General features: G+C 68.8%; 13 protein-coding genes. 4 read left to right on the forward strand and 9 right to left on the reverse strand.

From position 1 onward, the window contains the following. Nucleotides 1-328: 328 nt before the first annotated feature. Nucleotides 329-1753 (reverse strand): PLP-dependent aminotransferase family protein, encoded by a 1425-nt coding sequence (locus HWX55_RS31310; protein WP_175978523.1) that lies wholly within the window; start codon nt 1751-1753, stop codon nt 329-331. Between the two features lie 402 nt (nt 1754-2155). Here HWX55_RS31310 and HWX55_RS31315 point away from each other — a divergent pair, with 402 nt between their 5' ends. After that, complete coding sequence (locus HWX55_RS31315) at nt 2156-2476, forward strand: hypothetical protein (RefSeq protein ID WP_244140683.1); 321 nt, start codon at nt 2156-2158, stop codon at nt 2474-2476. Between the two features lie 83 nt (nt 2477-2559). Here HWX55_RS31315 and HWX55_RS31320 read toward each other — a convergent pair whose 3' ends face one another. From HWX55_RS31320 to HWX55_RS31340, 5 genes are all read right to left on the reverse strand, one after another. After that, nucleotides 2560-3480, reverse strand: a complete 921-nt coding sequence (locus HWX55_RS31320; RefSeq protein WP_175978524.1) for a hypothetical protein — start codon at nt 3478-3480, stop codon at nt 2560-2562. A gap of 91 nt (nt 3481-3571) precedes the next feature. Further along, nucleotides 3572-3895 (reverse strand): TfoX/Sxy family protein, encoded by a 324-nt coding sequence (locus HWX55_RS31325; RefSeq protein WP_175978525.1) that lies wholly within the window; start codon nt 3893-3895, stop codon nt 3572-3574. A gap of 56 nt (nt 3896-3951) precedes the next feature. Continuing rightward, nucleotides 3952-5688 (reverse strand): site-specific integrase, encoded by a 1737-nt coding sequence (locus HWX55_RS31330; protein WP_175978526.1) that lies wholly within the window; start codon nt 5686-5688, stop codon nt 3952-3954. Between the two features lie 184 nt (nt 5689-5872). After that, nucleotides 5873-6064, reverse strand: coding sequence for a DUF2964 family protein (locus tag HWX55_RS31335; RefSeq protein WP_175978527.1), 192 nt, complete (start codon nt 6062-6064; stop codon nt 5873-5875). 13 nt (nt 6065-6077) lie between these two features. Continuing rightward, nucleotides 6078-6557 (reverse strand): universal stress protein, encoded by a 480-nt coding sequence (locus HWX55_RS31340; protein ID WP_175978528.1) that lies wholly within the window; start codon nt 6555-6557, stop codon nt 6078-6080. Between the two features lie 298 nt (nt 6558-6855). Here HWX55_RS31340 and HWX55_RS31345 point away from each other — a divergent pair, with 298 nt between their 5' ends. Continuing rightward, nucleotides 6856-7617, forward strand: a complete 762-nt coding sequence (locus tag HWX55_RS31345) for a fumarylacetoacetate hydrolase family protein (protein ID WP_175978529.1) — start codon at nt 6856-6858, stop codon at nt 7615-7617. Between the two features lie 31 nt (nt 7618-7648). Continuing rightward, nucleotides 7649-9061 carry a 3-deoxy-D-arabino-heptulosonate 7-phosphate synthase gene (locus HWX55_RS31350; RefSeq protein WP_175978530.1) on the forward strand — a complete coding sequence of 471 codons (1413 nt, stop codon included), beginning with the start codon at nt 7649-7651 and terminating at the stop codon, nt 9059-9061. 46 nt (nt 9062-9107) lie between these two features. On the opposite strand, the gene HWX55_RS31355 is transcribed toward HWX55_RS31350, so the two are convergent. The 3 genes from HWX55_RS31355 to HWX55_RS31365 all read right to left on the reverse strand — a co-directional run bounded on the left by HWX55_RS31355 (nt 9108) and on the right by HWX55_RS31365 (nt 12174). Beyond that, nucleotides 9108-10160, reverse strand: coding sequence for an AraC family transcriptional regulator (locus HWX55_RS31355; protein ID WP_175978531.1), 1053 nt, complete (start codon nt 10158-10160; stop codon nt 9108-9110). Nucleotides 10161-10308: 148 nt separating this feature from the next. Beyond that, nucleotides 10309-10635 (reverse strand): hypothetical protein, encoded by a 327-nt coding sequence (locus tag HWX55_RS31360; protein WP_124557104.1) that lies wholly within the window; start codon nt 10633-10635, stop codon nt 10309-10311. Nucleotides 10636-10668: 33 nt separating this feature from the next. Beyond that, nucleotides 10669-12174: a hypothetical protein gene (locus HWX55_RS31365; protein ID WP_175978532.1), complete on the reverse strand. Its 1506-nt coding sequence runs from the start codon at nt 12172-12174 to the stop codon at nt 10669-10671. A gap of 451 nt (nt 12175-12625) precedes the next feature. On the opposite strand from HWX55_RS31365, the gene HWX55_RS31370 reads away from it, so the two are divergent. After that, a complete protein-coding gene (locus tag HWX55_RS31370) occupies nt 12626-14794 on the forward strand; it encodes a hypothetical protein (RefSeq protein ID WP_175978533.1) in 2169 nt (722 codons plus the stop codon). Nucleotides 14795-14800 lie beyond the last annotated feature (6 nt).

Raw genomic sequence — 14800 nt, forward strand, 5'->3', positions numbered from 1 at the left:
CTCTCAGAATAGTAGATCCTCGGCCTCTGCTTCATTTGCAACACCTCCGCTGCTTGCGCAGATTCTAGTGTGTTGCATCGACCGGTTGAATCCGCAACGCGCTTCGGCCGCTCTCTCCCGGTAGCGGCGTCATCGTAGATCCTAGCCCGTAGGAAGGCCACACAAGCGGCGCGGCAGATCGACTGATCGCTCCGCGGCTGCGAGTCTCGTATCCTCTACGTCCTCTCCGGGTCGGCCAGCGACGCCCACGGAAAACCATGAAGAACCAAAACAAAACCGGCCCGAGGCCGGCTGTGTTATCGAAGCGCGACATACCGCAAACGCCCCTTCACCGCATGCACGCCGCGGCCAGCTTCCCGACCGTAATCACCGCCTGCTCGATCTCCGGCGACCACGGGCTGCTGTAGTTCAACCGGATGAAGTTCCGGTAGTTGTCCGTGATCGAGAACATGTAGCCGGGCCCGATCGTGATCCCCTGCTCCAGCGCAAGCTGGTACAGCCGCATCGCATCGACCTGTGAGGGCAACTCGACCCACAGCACATACCCGCCCGCCGGGCTCGACATGCGCGTGCCGTCCGGAAAGAACCGCGACACCATCGCGCGCATCAGGTTCGCCTGCTGCGCATACGCCTTGCGAATCCGCCGCAGGTGATGCTCGTAGCCGTCGCGCTCGAGAAACTCCGCGATCGCCAGTTGCGGCAATGACGGCGTCGCGAGCGTATTCAGGAACTTCAGCTTCTCGACCTGATCGCGGTAGCGGCCCGGTAGCGCCCAGCCGATCCGGTACGCGGCCGTCAGGCTCTTCGAGAACGACGAGCAATGCAGCACGATCCCGGTCCGGTCGTAGGATTTCAGCGAACTCGGATGCGTGTCGCCGAAATACAGTTCGTTGTACACGCCGTTCTCGATGATCGGCATCCCGGCTTTCGTTGCGAACTCAACCAGTTCGCGCTTGCGCTCGTCCGGCATCTGGAAACCCAGCGGATTCTGGAAGTTCGGCATCACCATGCACGCGGCGATCGGCTGCGACTTCGCGATCGCGGCCAGCGCCGCGATGTCGATTCCGTATTCCGGATGCGTGGCCACCTCGATCGCCTTCATCCCCATCCGCTCGATCGCGTGCAGCATCGCGTAGAACGTCGGCGATTCCACCGCGATCGTGTCGCCCGGTTTCGCGACCGCCTGCAGGCACAGGTTGATCGCCTCCGTCGCGCCGACCGTCACGATGATCTCGTTCGGGTCCACCGACATCCCGTTTTCCAGGTAGCGGCGCGCGATTTGCCGGATCAGCCGCGGATGGCCGGGCGGCAGCCCGTCGGTCACGCCCCACAGCGACTTGTCGCGGCCGGCCGCGTACGCGTAGCGGTTCAGCTTCTCGAACGGGAACAGGCTCGGGTCCGGATACGGCGAACCAAGCGGCACCGCGTCGTCCGTGCCGATCGAGCGCAGCGTCGACAGCACGAGCCGGCTCACGTCGACCGACGACGAGATCGCGATCGGCTTCGACGGCCGCAGCTCGCGCACCGGCGCGTGCCCGTCGTCGCGCCGCAGGTTCACGAAATAGCCGGACTGCGGCCGGCTTTCGAGCAGCCCGCGGCTTTCCAGCAGCAGATACGCATGCAGTACGGTCGTGATGCTGATTCGGTGCTGCTGGCTTGCCTGCCGCACCGACGGAATCCGGTCGCCGTGCCGGTACACGCCCTGGCGGATCAGGCGCTCGATATCGTCCGCGAGTTTTTCATAGAGTTTCATCGTGCGCCTCCCGCCGGCGCGCGCGGCCGCGCCGTCAGGCCGTGTGAACCCGACACGCACATGTTTCGCCCGCCGAGCGGGCCATCGTGATTCCTGATCTTCCCCTCCGGTTTTGCCTTTTCCATCGCACTGGCTCTCTCTTGAAGATGCGCCGGCAGGATTCCGGAACAGCTGGATCTGCGGCACTGTGCACTTGATGATTGGATCTTAAGAGAAGAACAGTTGGCGGCGAGTACACACCTCGGACGCGCGAACAAGAGTACAGTTCGGCGCGAATCACGCATGACGAAAAAACTGTACGTCTTATGAAATGGCCGGACGGTCGGTTGGCCTGCCGGATCGGCCTGGAACGCCCGCCGCACCGGCGACGCAATTGGGGGGCACTACTGCAGGGTTTTCGTCGTGAAAGCCCACGCTGCACGCAGGACGGACCCGGCCCGCCAGCGTGATATCGAAACGCAGCGCCAAGAACCGCCTGAACCGGTGTCGGATCTGCCGCTGGGCGTGAGGGCGCGACATCGCCGGCACGTGCTGTCGCGCGTGTTCGCCGAACCGGTTGCGCAAGGGAGGATCACGCTCGACGAACGCCACGCGCGCGTCGGCGCGTGGCCGGTGCATTGCGCGACCGGCCGCGTGACGCGTGACGCGCGAAGGCGATCCGGTCGAACCGAGGATCGCGTCGTCGCCGTCGCCGCTGCGCGTGGTGCCGTGACTGCCTTATGACGAATCGCTGCTGCAGCGGGTCATCGACGTCGTCGCCGGGTTGCTCGACTGAGCCGACGCCGAGCAGCAGGCGGCAGGCGGCGTCATCGCGCCGCCTGCTGCCGCTGCACCTCCTGCGCTTTCATCTGCAGATACGCACCCCGCTCCACCTCGTGCAGTTGCTGCGGATACTGCTCGGTCGCGTCGAACCAGCGCGCGAGGCGCTGGTCGATCGGCTTGTCGAGCGTCGCGAGATACGTGTCGATCGCGAGGTAGTAGCGCATCGTGTTGCGCTCCAGCAGCCCGCGCACGCCGCCGACGTACTGCGGCTGCCCGGCCGACGCGGCGCCGACGGTCGTGAACCCGACCTTGTCGCTGCCGACCGTCGCGAGATAGGTCTTCATCGCCATCCGGCCGACCGTGCCGAAACCATACGAATACGTGAGATGCAGGAACGTGCGCGACGCGCCGACCGGCACGGCCTCGAGCGCGATCCGGTAATCCTTCGTGCCCATCGGGCCGCTGTCGGCGGTCAGGTCGACCTGGAAATAATCGGGCGTCGCGGCGGCCACGCGATAGCGGAACTGCACGCGATAGGTGTCCGACAGCTTTTGCTCGATCTTGCGGCCGAGGTTCACGTCGAGCACCGGGCCGTTGCCGCCGCTCGACGCATGACAGTACTTGGTGTTCAGGTGCAGGATCAGCACCGCGCACCAGTTCGCGGGGCCTTGCGCGGGATCGTTGAGCTGGCCGTTCACGGCCGCGAACGGATAATCGACGACCGCGTAGATGTCGCCCTTCAGCGACGACGACGCCTCCGACGATTCGAGCACCACGGGCCGGTGAAACGCGTTGTCCTTCAGTTGGGGCCCGAGGCTGCGATAGCGGTCGAGCAGCGCGGCCGCGCCGCTCGCGCCTTCCGCGCCGAACGACAGCGCGCTCCAGCCGACACACAGGCTCACGACGAGCACATGCCATGCGCGGCGCGCCAGCCGCGGGCGGCGCGTCAATCCGGATGTCTCCATGTTGGTACTCCCTGGCGCACGATGGTCGCGCGCATGTGCCACAGAATACGCCTGCCCGCCGCGCGGCGTGGCGCGGCATGCGGCGCGATCGTCATCGGCTTCGCTTCACCGGCAGCGGCAGGTGCGCGGCGGTGATCCGGATCAGCGTCGCCAGCCATTCGCGGTCGTCCCAGCGATCGCCGGCAATCACGAGATGCGGCTTCGCGCTCGGATACGGCGGGGCTTCGTCGTACGCGCCGAGATACGTGCGGCCTTCGGGCGTCGGCTTGACGAACAGCCGGTCGTCGCAGACGAGCGCGACCATCCTGCCGTCGCAATAAATGCCGTATTCGCCGAACATCTTGCGGGCCGATACCGTACCGGCCGCCGCGATCTGCTCGACGATGAAATCGACCGTGCTTTGGCTCGACGCCATATGAATCTCCGGGATCGAAACATCGTCTGACCGGCGTCGATGCCGCGCCGTTCCACTCATTTGTCGATGCCGAACGCGCTCGACATCTGCCGCGCCCGCTTCACGTCGTCGCCATGCAGATAGATCGACGTCGTCGAGATCGACGCATGCCGCAGGTTGTCGCGCACCGTCGTCAGCTCCGCGCCGCGCGCCAGCGCGTGCGTCGCATGCGTATGACGCATCCAGTGCGGGCTCGCCTGGCGCAGCTTGTGCGCGAGCGCCGGGTGGTCGGCTTCGACGGCGTCGGCCGTCTGCGCGAAGAACCGCTGCATCACCTTCCACAGCCGCACGCTCGTGATCGCGGCCGCGTCGTCTTCCGCGAGGCTCGGAATCAGCGGCGTATCGGGCCGCCAGCGCGCCGGCGTGACCGGCAACCGGCGCGCGACCAGATAGCGATCGAGCGCCGTACGCGCGAGCGGCGGCAGCGCGACGCGGGCGGCCTTGCTGCCCTTGCCGATCACCTTCAGCCACGCGTCGCCGTGCGCGTCCGTCTCGATGTCGCCGAGCGTCGCGCCGACCAGCTCGCTCGCGCGCAGCCCGGTCGCATAGCCGAAATCGAGAATGAAACGCAATCGTTGCGCGGCGGCCGGCGTCCAGCCCGACTGCGGCGCACCGTCGCCCGCGCGCTGGCCGAACTCGAGCCCGTCGGCGATCGTGCGGACCAGCAGCCACTCGCCTTCGGTGAACGCATGCGACGTATCGAGCGCGGTCGCGCCGCGCGTGTCGCGCACCTTCACGCCCGCGAACGGATTCGCGAGCAGGTAGCGCTGCTCGATCAGCCAGCGGAACAGCGCACCGAGCACCGACAGCGTGTACGCCGCCGAGCGCGCGGACAGCGCGCCCGAGAACGGCCGCCAGTCGGGCGCGCCGCGCGGCCGCACGGGCCCGACCCAACGCTCGTGCGGCGTCGGCCGCCGGATGAACGCGCGATACGCGAGCGCATCCTCGGTCGTCAGCGACGACAGCGCGCGGCCGCGCTCGACGATCGCCCACAGGATCAGCCGCTCGGCCTCTTTCCGGTACGCGCGCCGCGTCGCGGCCGATTCGTGCAGCGACAGCCACGCGTGCACGGCCGCGTAATCGTTGTCCGCGTCGAGTGTGCTGGTCGCGCGCGGCGCGCGGAACGTGCCGGCCGAGCCGTCGACTTCGTGCGGCAGCTTCAGGTGCTCCCACGGCACGATGCTGCCGCGCGGCGTCGCGGCGATCAGCGCACGCGCCCGTTCGGTCAGGTCCGGATGCGCGGCGAAGAACGCGTCGATGCGCCGCGCGCTGGCCATGCCGAGGCCCGCGATCGCCCGCCACCACTGGCGCCGGCGCGGAATCCGCACCGTCAGGTCGGCGAGCGTCGCGATCCCGTGCGCACGCAGTGCCGCGACCGCGCGCGCCGGCAGCCACAGGCCGACGTCGTCGCTGATCTGCGGGACCGGCGCGCGCGCATGACGCAGCAGGCCGATCGCGTCGGTGGCCGCTTTCGCCTCCCGCAAACGCTCACCGTCCGCATGGCCGAGCCGTTCCGCGAGATCGGGGCGGCCAACCTGCCGCGCGACGCGCACGAGGCGACGGCGGATCGCGCCGATCACGCCGCGCGCCGAGCGCCCGTCGCCGAGCCGGTCGGGCAGGTAGCGTTCGACGGCCTGACGCACGGTCATGCCCGCGTACCACGCGCGCAGCGCGGCCAGTTCGTCGGCGTCGGGAAAGCCTGCGGGCGCAGGCGCGGAATCGGCGGAAAGCGGTGCAGTGAGGCGCGGTTTCATGGGCGCCAGTTTGACAGAAGCGCCGAGCGGGCGGCAACGTTGAAGCGGCTGATGATTCAGGCCGGCCGGGACGGCACGAAATCGCCGGCGACGACACGTGACCACGCGAAATCACGGCGTGACAACGGCTGTCGCCGGTCGTCGCGAAACCGTGGCCCGACGGGCGCCGCGCCCCCCGTGCGGGTCACTCCTCGCCTTTCGGCCCCGGGTTCAGCATCACGACGAAGCCGGCGACGCCGACGATCAACGCGAGCGCGCCACCGCACAGCGCCGTCGCGGCATCGAACAGCAGGCCCGTCACGACGGCCATCATGCCGGCGAGCGACACGAACACGGCGATCGCCGCGACGACGATCCGGTACTGGCGGCGTATCATCGCGCGCGCCGCGTCATGCCGCGGCCGCGGCGGCCGCCGCGTCGACGTCGTCGCCGCGAATCAGCAGCACCGGGCACTTCGAGCCGCGCACGAAGCGCTCGGCGACGCTGCCGAGCAGCACGCGCCGGATGCCGCGCCGCCCGTGCGTACCGACCACCGCGAGATCGATCCCGTGCTCGTTCACGTAGCGTTGCAGGCGTTCCGCGACGTCCTCGCCGATGCTCTCGGTCTCGACGAGTTCGGCTTCGCCCTTCGCGCCGGCCAGCGCGATGATCTGTTCGGCCTCGCGCAGCACCTTGCGCCCGTCGTCGCGGATTTCCTCGACGAGCGCGTGCGGATCGAGACGGCCCGCATACGTGAACAGCACCGACTTGTCGACCACATACACCGCGTTGACGTGCGTGTCGCCCGCCAGCGCCACCTTCACGGCTTCGGCGAGCGCCTGTTTCGACGAAGCGCTGCCGTCGACGGCCACCATGATTTTCTCGTACATGCGAACCTCGCTGGGGTGAGTTGCCGCACGCGCTGTCGCGCACGGCCATGCCACCATCATCGGCCGGCGGCGGGTCCGGATGTTGACGGCGGTCAAGCCCCGGCGCTACCGCCGCATGCGGCAAAGCGACGCGACGGGAAGCGGCCGGCTTGCGTTGTCGCTCAGCCCCCGAACCGGGCAGGCGATGCGAACGCCGCTGCCCTTTCGAGCGCCCATCGCGCCGAAGGCGCTATCATCGACTATGCGACTTTCGTCCGGCCCTTTTTTGCGGGCCCCACTTTCAACTCGCTCAACCGACATGACAACGACTACCGAACGCGTGGACGGCGCCGCCCAGCATCTCGTCGCCGCCCGCCATGCCGGCTCGCCCGGCCCGCTGTTGCCCGATGCACTGCGCCCCGACGACATCGACACCGCGCTCGCGATCCAGCAGCGCGTGGCCGATCTGCTCGGCGAACCCGTCGGCGGATGGAAATGCGCGTTGCCGCCGCCCGATCGCGTGATCCTCGCGCCGATCTTCGCGTCGACGATCCGCGAAGCCGATGCGCCGTACCGCGTCGTCGGCGGGCCGATCGTGCGGATCGAGCCGGAAATCGCGTTCGTGCTCGATCGCGGCCTGCCCGCGCGCGCGCAGCCGTATGACGAAGGCGACGTGCGCGCGGCGATCCGGGAAGTGCGCATCGTGCTCGAGGTACTCGGCTGCCGCTATGCGGAACCGGCGCGCGCATCGAAGTTCGAGCTGCTGGCCGACGGGCAATTCAACCAGGGGCTTTGCGTCGGCCCGGTCGTGCCCGACGGGCTGAACGTGCCGCTCGCGACGCTCGCGCTGTCGTTCGAAGGCGCGCTGAACCGCACGATCGACGGCCGCCACCCGGACGGCGATCCGCTGAAGCCGCTGGTATGGCTCGTCAATTTCCTCGCGTCGCGCGGCGATGCGGTGCGCGCCGGCCAGATCGTGACGACCGGCTCGTACGCGGGCGCGATCGACGTGCCGCTCGGCGATGCGCTGAAGGTGCGCTTCGGCGAGCTCGGCAGCCTGTCGGTGACGCTGACCGCTTGACGGGTCAGGTCTCTTTCACGCCCAGACCGCCATGTCGCTGACACCGCTTCCCGCCCTGCTCGACGCCATCCTGCGCGCCGTCGCGCGCCGTTACCGGCTGCCGCCGCTCGAGCGCGCGTCGTCGCTGACCGACGCGACGAACCCGGCCACCGCGCTGGCGATCGTGATCGAGGAAGCGCGCAGGATGCGGGCGGACGGCCACGCGCCCGGCGCCGACTTGCGGCAGCGCTTCATCGATGCGCTCGCGCGGATGATCCGCGACGCGATGGATCCGTCATCCGGCGATCCGTCGTTTCAGGCGTCGGTGCTGCGTCACGATGCGCCGAACGTGCGCGAATACGCGTCGTTGTCCGCGCACGCCGAGCAGGACCGGCGCGCGCTCCACTCGGCCGTCAACGCGATCGCGCACCCGGCCAAGCTCGAGCGCAGCGCCCAGGCCTGGCAACGCGACGGCCTCGCGCGCCTGCATGCGGCGGTCACTTCGGCGTCGTGGGCCGAGCTGCACGCGGCGCTCGCGCATCTGCTCGCACTGCCCGAGATGGCGGCCGACCCGGCGTTCGAGCAGGACATCGTCAAACTGAAGGACAGCCCCGCGCTCGAACGCATGCTGCGGCTCGATGCGCTCGCCGCGGACAAGGACGTCCGTCGCTACCGCGCGCTGTGGGTCCGGCAGGGGCCGCTCGTCGGCAGCACGGTCGCCGTCGCGCAGGGCGTCGCGTCGCAGCAGCGCGGCGCAGCCGTCGAAGCGCTGGCGGCGCAGGTGCTCGACGCACTGGCGCGCAGGCTCGACGCGGTGGACGAGCAGCGCACCTACCGCGTCGTCACGTCGATGCGCGTGCCGTCGTCGATCCCGGGCCGGCACGACCGCGCGAAAACCGAATGGGATGCGATCCTGCTCGAACGCGCGCGCGGCAACGACCCGGCGCCCGCGTGGAACGTGCGCTTCCTCGTCGAGGCGAAGGCGTCTGCGGATGCCGCGACGACCGATCTGCCGCGGCTGCTGCGCGGCCTGACCCTGCTCGCGCAGGCGGCCCCCGACACGGTCTATGCGTTCGAGACGCACCAGGGCACGGTGCGCGTGCATGGCGCATCGCTGCATGCGTTGACGACCGACGAAGCGGCGCTGCCCCGCGAAGTGCTGTATTGCTGCGACGCGTCGGCGGATGCGACGCCGCGGCTGCTGAGCGCCGCGAGCCGGATGCAGCTGCTGTCCGCGCAGGCGAGCCTCGACTACGCGAGCGCGCTCACGCAACGGCCGGATGCCGATCCGGACGGCCTCGGCGTCATCTGGCACGCGCTGCTGACCCTGCCGCAATGGCAGGCCGTGCTGCATCAGTACCCGTCGCTACGGCAGGTGCGTGAGCTGATGGTGGCCATCGACGACTTGCGCGCCGTGCTGGACGAGATGGACGACGGAGGCATCGCCAGCAGCGTGTGCGCGTGATGCGCGAATACAGCCGGCCGCCGCACGGCGCTCGCGCATGGACCGCTCAGTTGGTGAGCACCCCGAACGGCAGCGTCCACCCGGCCAGCCGGCCGCCGTCGCCCCAGCGCCCGTCGGTCGCACCGCACGGCAGCAGGATCGGCGCGGCCGCGCACTCGAGCGTCTCCTTCGGCGTGTGGCCGAATTCCGCCTTGAACAGCCGGTGGAAATACTTGTCGTCGGGAAAACCGTGCGCCCACGCGATTTCCGCGATGCGCTGATGCCGGCGCTGCGGATCGCCGAGCACGTGATACGCGTGACGCAAGCGCCGCCGTGTGATCTGCCGCATCACGCCGCCCTCTTCCTTGAACAACTGATAGAGCCGCGCCCGCGACACGCCGATGTCGCGGCAGATCCGTTCGGGCGTCAGGTCCGGCTCCAGCAGATGCACGTCGATGTAGCGACGCACGCGGTCGACCAGCGCATGCTCGATCGGGCCGCGCGCGTCGTTCAATGCCTGCGCGGTCGGCGACACCGCCGCGGCCAGCAGCAACAGCATCGACTGCACGATGCTCGGCACGTCCTGCAGGCGCAGGTTCGGCAGGTTACGGAACAGCGACAGCATCTGATCGGCGACCAGCCGGCCCACGCCGCTCGTCAGCGTCTGGCCGTGCATCTGCGCCGCATGGCTCGGCAGCAGGTAGCGGGGCACGACGAGGCTGATCACGTCGCCGGCCTCGACCTTGCAGTCGTTGATCTGCGCGACGTCGTAGACGAACAGGTCGCCGGCACCCTTGATCAATTCGGGGCCGCCGGTATGGCTCGCCAGCCGACCGCCGAGCAGCAGCGTGAAGCGGATCGAATCCTGCCCGTCGAGCCGGATCCGCCGGGGGGTGCGGCGAACCGTATAGGTCGGCGCGCGCGAGTGCCAGTGCCGGCCCGACAAGATCAGCGGGCCGAGCGCCGCGCCGCTGGCTTCCGCGTCGCACGGCCCGTGGCCGCCGTCGTCGTCGAGGCGATAGTCGCACAGCATGTCCTTGACCCAGACGTGGAACCGGTCCGGCTCGGGGTAGTCGATCGTGCGGAACTTGAAAACAGGGACAAATGCAGCTTGATCCATGACAGTTTTTTTATCGAACCGGCGGGCAGGAAAGAATCGGTTCGTCGATTATCGGACCAAATTGCGCGGGCGCAAGGCCCACGCGATGCATCGTCCCCCTAAGCGATCGACCGACGCCCGATGGCGGGCGCGGTCGTCATCGCGGCCATCAGCGTTGCGGATGGCATTCCCAGTTGTTATACGTCGGCCGATCGATCGGCGTGAGCCCCGGAATCATGAACACCGTACAGCCGAAACGCCGCCCCTTGCCGGTCGTCGCGTCGTAACTCACCTTCTGGCCGCCGAGCCCGTCCTTCTTCCCGTACTGGACGTTGGCGATCGTGATCTCGTCCGACGACGCGAGCCCGAGCGTCTTCGCGGTCGACGTCTGCACGTCGACCATGTTCATCTGCGTCGAGCCGCACGCGGCGAGCACGAGGCCGGCGACCGTGACGCCCAGCGCGGTCCGTACGGTGCAATGCAAGGTTTGCTTCATGGTTTCTCCTTCGGTTTCCCCAATGCGAGGCGCTTACGTGCCCGGCGTATAAAAACTGGCCTGGATCTGGCTGCCGATCGTCGCGACGTACGATTGCCAGAGCAGCGCCATCGCTCCCGTCGCGTTGACGGCCAGCGCGGGCCACGACGCGCTCTGCGGCGCCACCGTCGACGCACTCCACGCGCCCTTCCGGTAGCTGGCCGCGATGACGGCCGACGCACCCGGCAAACCGGTGTCCTGCCACGCGGCCGTCACGTTGCCGCCCGCATCGACCACGAGCGGCGGGTACTGGAGTGCCGCGCCGTTCAGGTGTTCGGTCAGCCGCTGCAACGGCCCCCAGTTGCCGCTGGCATCGGACACGCTCACCTGCAGCGCCGCACCGCCTTCCGCCCACATCGCGGCGGCCACGCCGTTCTCGTTGACGGCCAGCATCGGCGTCGCGATGAAACCGGTCGGCTCGACGATGGCGGGCGCGACGGGTTGCGACGGCTGCCACCCGGTGCCGGACACGTAGCGTTGCGACATCGTGGTGGTGGTGAGCTTCCCGCCCGTCACGTCGAGTTGCCCCCAGAGCAGCGTGATGTTGCCCTTCGCGTCCATGCCGGCCACCGGCGAGATGATCGTCGTGAACAGGCTCGTGTTCGATACGGCCTGATTGACGTCGGTCCAGCCGTTGGCCGCGTCGTACGTGGCCGTCCACAGCGCCGAGTGCGTATGGTTGGTCTGCCGCCACGCGAGTACGGCGCGGCCGGACGACAGCACCGAGATCATCGGCCCCACGTTGTCGGTGTCGCCGGTCACCGCGCCCGGCCCGGTCTGCACCGGCATCTGGATCAGCGCCGTCGGCGACCACTGTCCGGACTGCGTGTAGCGCGTCCATGCGATACGCGTATCGAGCAGGCTGATCGACTGCGTCCACGCGACGAGTGCGTTGCCCTGGCCGTCGATGCCGGCCGAATAGGTCGACCCCGTCACGTCCGGCGCGACTTCGAACGCCGCGCCCCAGCCACCGGCCGGGCTGTACGGGCGTGCCCACAGCGCATACGTGTTCGGGCCCGGCATCCATTCGGTCCAGAACGCGACGGCCTGCCCGCTCGCGTTGCCGACCACGCGCGACGGGCTCGAGCTCGTCGTGTTCATCGAATGCGAGCCGTCGCCCGTGTCGAGCCGCGTCGCGGTTCCCCAGCCCGAGCCAGCGGCATAGCGCGCGCCCCACATCTCGTTGCCGTTCGCGCCGGTCGGGCCGTTGGTCATCCACGTGGCGAGCGCATTGCCGCTCGCGTCGATCGTCACGCTCGGGGCGCCCTCCGGCCCCTTGCCGTCCACCGCGGCGGCCGTCGACCAGCCGGCCTGCGGCTGCGTGGCGCCGCCGCCGGTCGGGCCGCCTGTCGACCCGCCGCCGGGCGACGTCGAGCCGGACGGCGAACCGGGATTCGTCGGCGTCGACGACGACGCCCCGCCGTTCGTCGCGACATCGTCGCCGCCGCATGCGGTCAGTGCGAGCGCGGCCGCCATGACCATCCATGTAATGGGTTTCATCGGAATCCTCTTGTTTTCATTTTTCGGCGTACTCTCGTCTGCCGTCGGGCGGATACGACGCATCGTTTCGCCCGTAAAATTGTTAAGCAATGCTATTGAACAGGCATGGAAACCGGCATCTTCCCGCGTCCCTTTCATGATCGCTTCCGTCGTGCGGATCGACGCGAACGCCGCTTTCGGCAGCCCTCCCCCGTCGTGCAGCGCGGCCCCGTCAGGTCGTTCATCGTCGGACGTCCGCCACTGCCGGCTGCATCTTAATTCAAGCGATCCGGATTCAAGGTGGCGTTGCGTCCACACTGAGTGGATTTCCGTTTCGCGGGCGCCGGCCCCCGGCGCGGCCGGCAGGCCGGCACACTGCCGGCCATGACGGCCCGTGAGGTACGATACGCGCCGGGGCAACGCGCCCCCTGAGAGAACCGGCCGTCGCGGCCCCCTACCCGACACAAGAAAAATGCGAAGAAACCCGACGCTGAACCGACACCTGTTCGCCGCACTGGCGGCCAGCCTGCTGTGGATGCCGGCCGCCCATGCGAGCGGAGACGACGGCTGCTACGTGCCGAACACGCTCCGGCAGACGTCCTACTCGTGCGGCAACGTACCGATGCTGACGCCCGCCAACGACACGCGCATCAACGCGATGCTGATGATGGTCGACAGCGCCAAGGTCGCGCAGGTGTTTCCCGACCCGAAGACCATCCCCGCGAAAGAGCGGATCGACCGGATCATCGTGCCGTTCCCGATGGACTTCTCCGGATGGATCGACATCGGCCAGAAGGCGCCCGACAAGACCGGCGGCGGGGTGGATGCCGATGCGTCGTCGAACCGGTACGCGGACGGCGAAGGCAGCATCTGCCGCAGCATGAGCGCGGGCGCGGACGCATTCAACGACGCACTGGGCGGCGCCGGCGGCCTGCCCGCCGACGAAGCCGCGCGCCTGCGCGCGGCGCGCGCCGACATCGCGCAGAAGACCTGTGCCGCGGGCGGCGCGAGCGCCGCGTGGACGAAGCCGCCGGTCAAGTCGCCGCTCGGCCAGCAGTTCGCCGCGTACCTCGACGGCACGAACGCGTTCTACCGCGCCGACTTCCTCACCGCGACCCGCGCGTTCGCGAACGCCTCGCACAGCGCGGACCCGTGGCTGAAGGAAACCGGCCTCTACATGGCCGGGCGCGCGCAGTTGAACGCCGCGCAGGCCAACGCATTCGACAACGACAGCCCGACGCCGACGCGCGCGCGCGTGACGAAGGTATCGCTCGACGCGGCGAACACGGTGTTCCAGACATACCTGAAGATATATCCGAAGGGGCGCTATGCGGTGTCCGCGAGCGGGCTGTTGCGACGGGTCGCGTGGCTCGGCGGCAACGTCACGCAGCAGGCGGACCTGTACGGCCATGCGCTCGCGCGCTGGTCGCCGGCGACGTCGAACGTGCCGCTGATGCAACTGGCGAACGAACTCGACAGCAAGCTGCTGTTCGGCCCGGAATTCGACGCGCGCCAGCTCCAGTCGCCGACCGTGCTCGCCACCGTCGACCTGCAGCACATGCGCACGTCGGACAGCAGCGATGCGAACCGCAAGCCGATGACGCTGGACGAGTTGCAGGCGCAGAAGCCGCGCTTCGCGAACGCGCCCGCGCTGTACGACTACCTGCTCGCGACCTGGTACGTGCAGCTCGGGCACAAGCCGGACGCCGCCCTCGACCTGTTGCCGCAGACGCCCGCCACGCCGCTCGACTACTTCGGGCTGAGCCAGCAGGCGCTGCGCGGGTTCGCGCTGGAGGACAGCGGCCAGAACGACAAGGCCCGCCAGCTGTGGCGCGACCTGATCCCGCTCGCGACGTTCCGCTTCCAGCGCGAAATGCTCGAACTCGCGCTCGCGATCAACCTGGAGCAGGCCGGGCTCGTCAACGACGCGTTCGCCGACGATTCGCCCGTGCAGAACGCCGCGATCCGCGGGGTGCTGCTGCAGCGCACGGCCAATGCCGAGCTGCTGCGCGCGCAGGCGCAGAATCAGGCAACCACCGGCGCGCTGCGCAGCACCGCGCTGTACACGTTGCTGTACAAGGAGCTCACGCGTTCGCACTACGCGGATTTCCTCGCCGATACCGCGCTGGTGCCCGGCACGCCCACCGATCCGGTGAAGCCGTTCGTCGCGGCCGGCGCGAAAAACGAAGACGGCTACACGTGCCTGTCGGCGCGCGACATCGCCGCGACGCTGCAGCAGAATCCCGCCGATCCGAAAGGGCTGAACTGCCTCGCCGATTTCGTGCGGCTGCATCCGCCCGCATCCGGCCTCGAAAGCGATCCGGTGCCGCTATGGATCCGCAACGCGTCGAATACGGCCGCCACGCGCGTGCCGCCGACGCTCGGCGCGACGCCGTCGCAGTTCGCGGGCAAGCCGTACGAGCGGATGTCGAGCTACGTGACGGTGATGGCCGATACGCAGGCGAACCCGAACGACCGCGCGTATGCGTTCTATCGCGCGATCAAGTGCTATGCACCGGGCGGCTCCAACGAATGCGGCGGCAAGGACGTGCCGAAGAGCACGCGCAAGCGCTGGTTCGACACGCTGAAAACCGCCTATCCGGGCAGCCCGTGGGCGCAGAAGCTCCGCTACTACTGGTAAGCGGCG

The sequence above is a fragment of the Burkholderia sp. BCC1047 genome (assembly GCF_902833155.1).
GTDB lineage: Bacteria > Pseudomonadota > Gammaproteobacteria > Burkholderiales > Burkholderiaceae > Burkholderia > Burkholderia sola.

What these genes read in the sequence shown, in the direction of transcription:
- HWX55_RS31310 (WP_175978523.1), bottom strand. Translation starts at nt 1,753, where the DNA reads ATGAAACTCTATGAAAAACTCGCGGACGATATCGAGCGCCTGATCCGC.
- HWX55_RS31320 (WP_175978524.1), bottom strand. Translation starts at nt 3,480, where the DNA reads ATGGAGACATCCGGATTGACGCGCCGCCCGCGGCTGGCGCGCCGCGCA.
- HWX55_RS31325 (WP_175978525.1), bottom strand. Translation starts at nt 3,895, where the DNA reads ATGGCGTCGAGCCAAAGCACGGTCGATTTCATCGTCGAGCAGATCGCG.
- HWX55_RS31330 (WP_175978526.1), bottom strand. Translation starts at nt 5,688, where the DNA reads ATGAAACCGCGCCTCACTGCACCGCTTTCCGCCGATTCCGCGCCTGCG.
- HWX55_RS31335 (WP_175978527.1), bottom strand. Translation starts at nt 6,064, where the DNA reads ATGATACGCCGCCAGTACCGGATCGTCGTCGCGGCGATCGCCGTGTTC.
- HWX55_RS31340 (WP_175978528.1), bottom strand. Translation starts at nt 6,557, where the DNA reads ATGTACGAGAAAATCATGGTGGCCGTCGACGGCAGCGCTTCGTCGAAA.
- HWX55_RS31345 (WP_175978529.1), top strand. Translation starts at nt 6,856, where the DNA reads ATGACAACGACTACCGAACGCGTGGACGGCGCCGCCCAGCATCTCGTC.
- HWX55_RS31350 (WP_175978530.1), top strand. Translation starts at nt 7,649, where the DNA reads ATGTCGCTGACACCGCTTCCCGCCCTGCTCGACGCCATCCTGCGCGCC.
- HWX55_RS31355 (WP_175978531.1), bottom strand. Translation starts at nt 10,160, where the DNA reads ATGGATCAAGCTGCATTTGTCCCTGTTTTCAAGTTCCGCACGATCGAC.
- HWX55_RS31360 (WP_124557104.1), bottom strand. Translation starts at nt 10,635, where the DNA reads ATGAAGCAAACCTTGCATTGCACCGTACGGACCGCGCTGGGCGTCACG.
- HWX55_RS31365 (WP_175978532.1), bottom strand. Translation starts at nt 12,174, where the DNA reads ATGAAACCCATTACATGGATGGTCATGGCGGCCGCGCTCGCACTGACC.
- HWX55_RS31370 (WP_175978533.1), top strand. Translation starts at nt 12,626, where the DNA reads ATGCGAAGAAACCCGACGCTGAACCGACACCTGTTCGCCGCACTGGCG.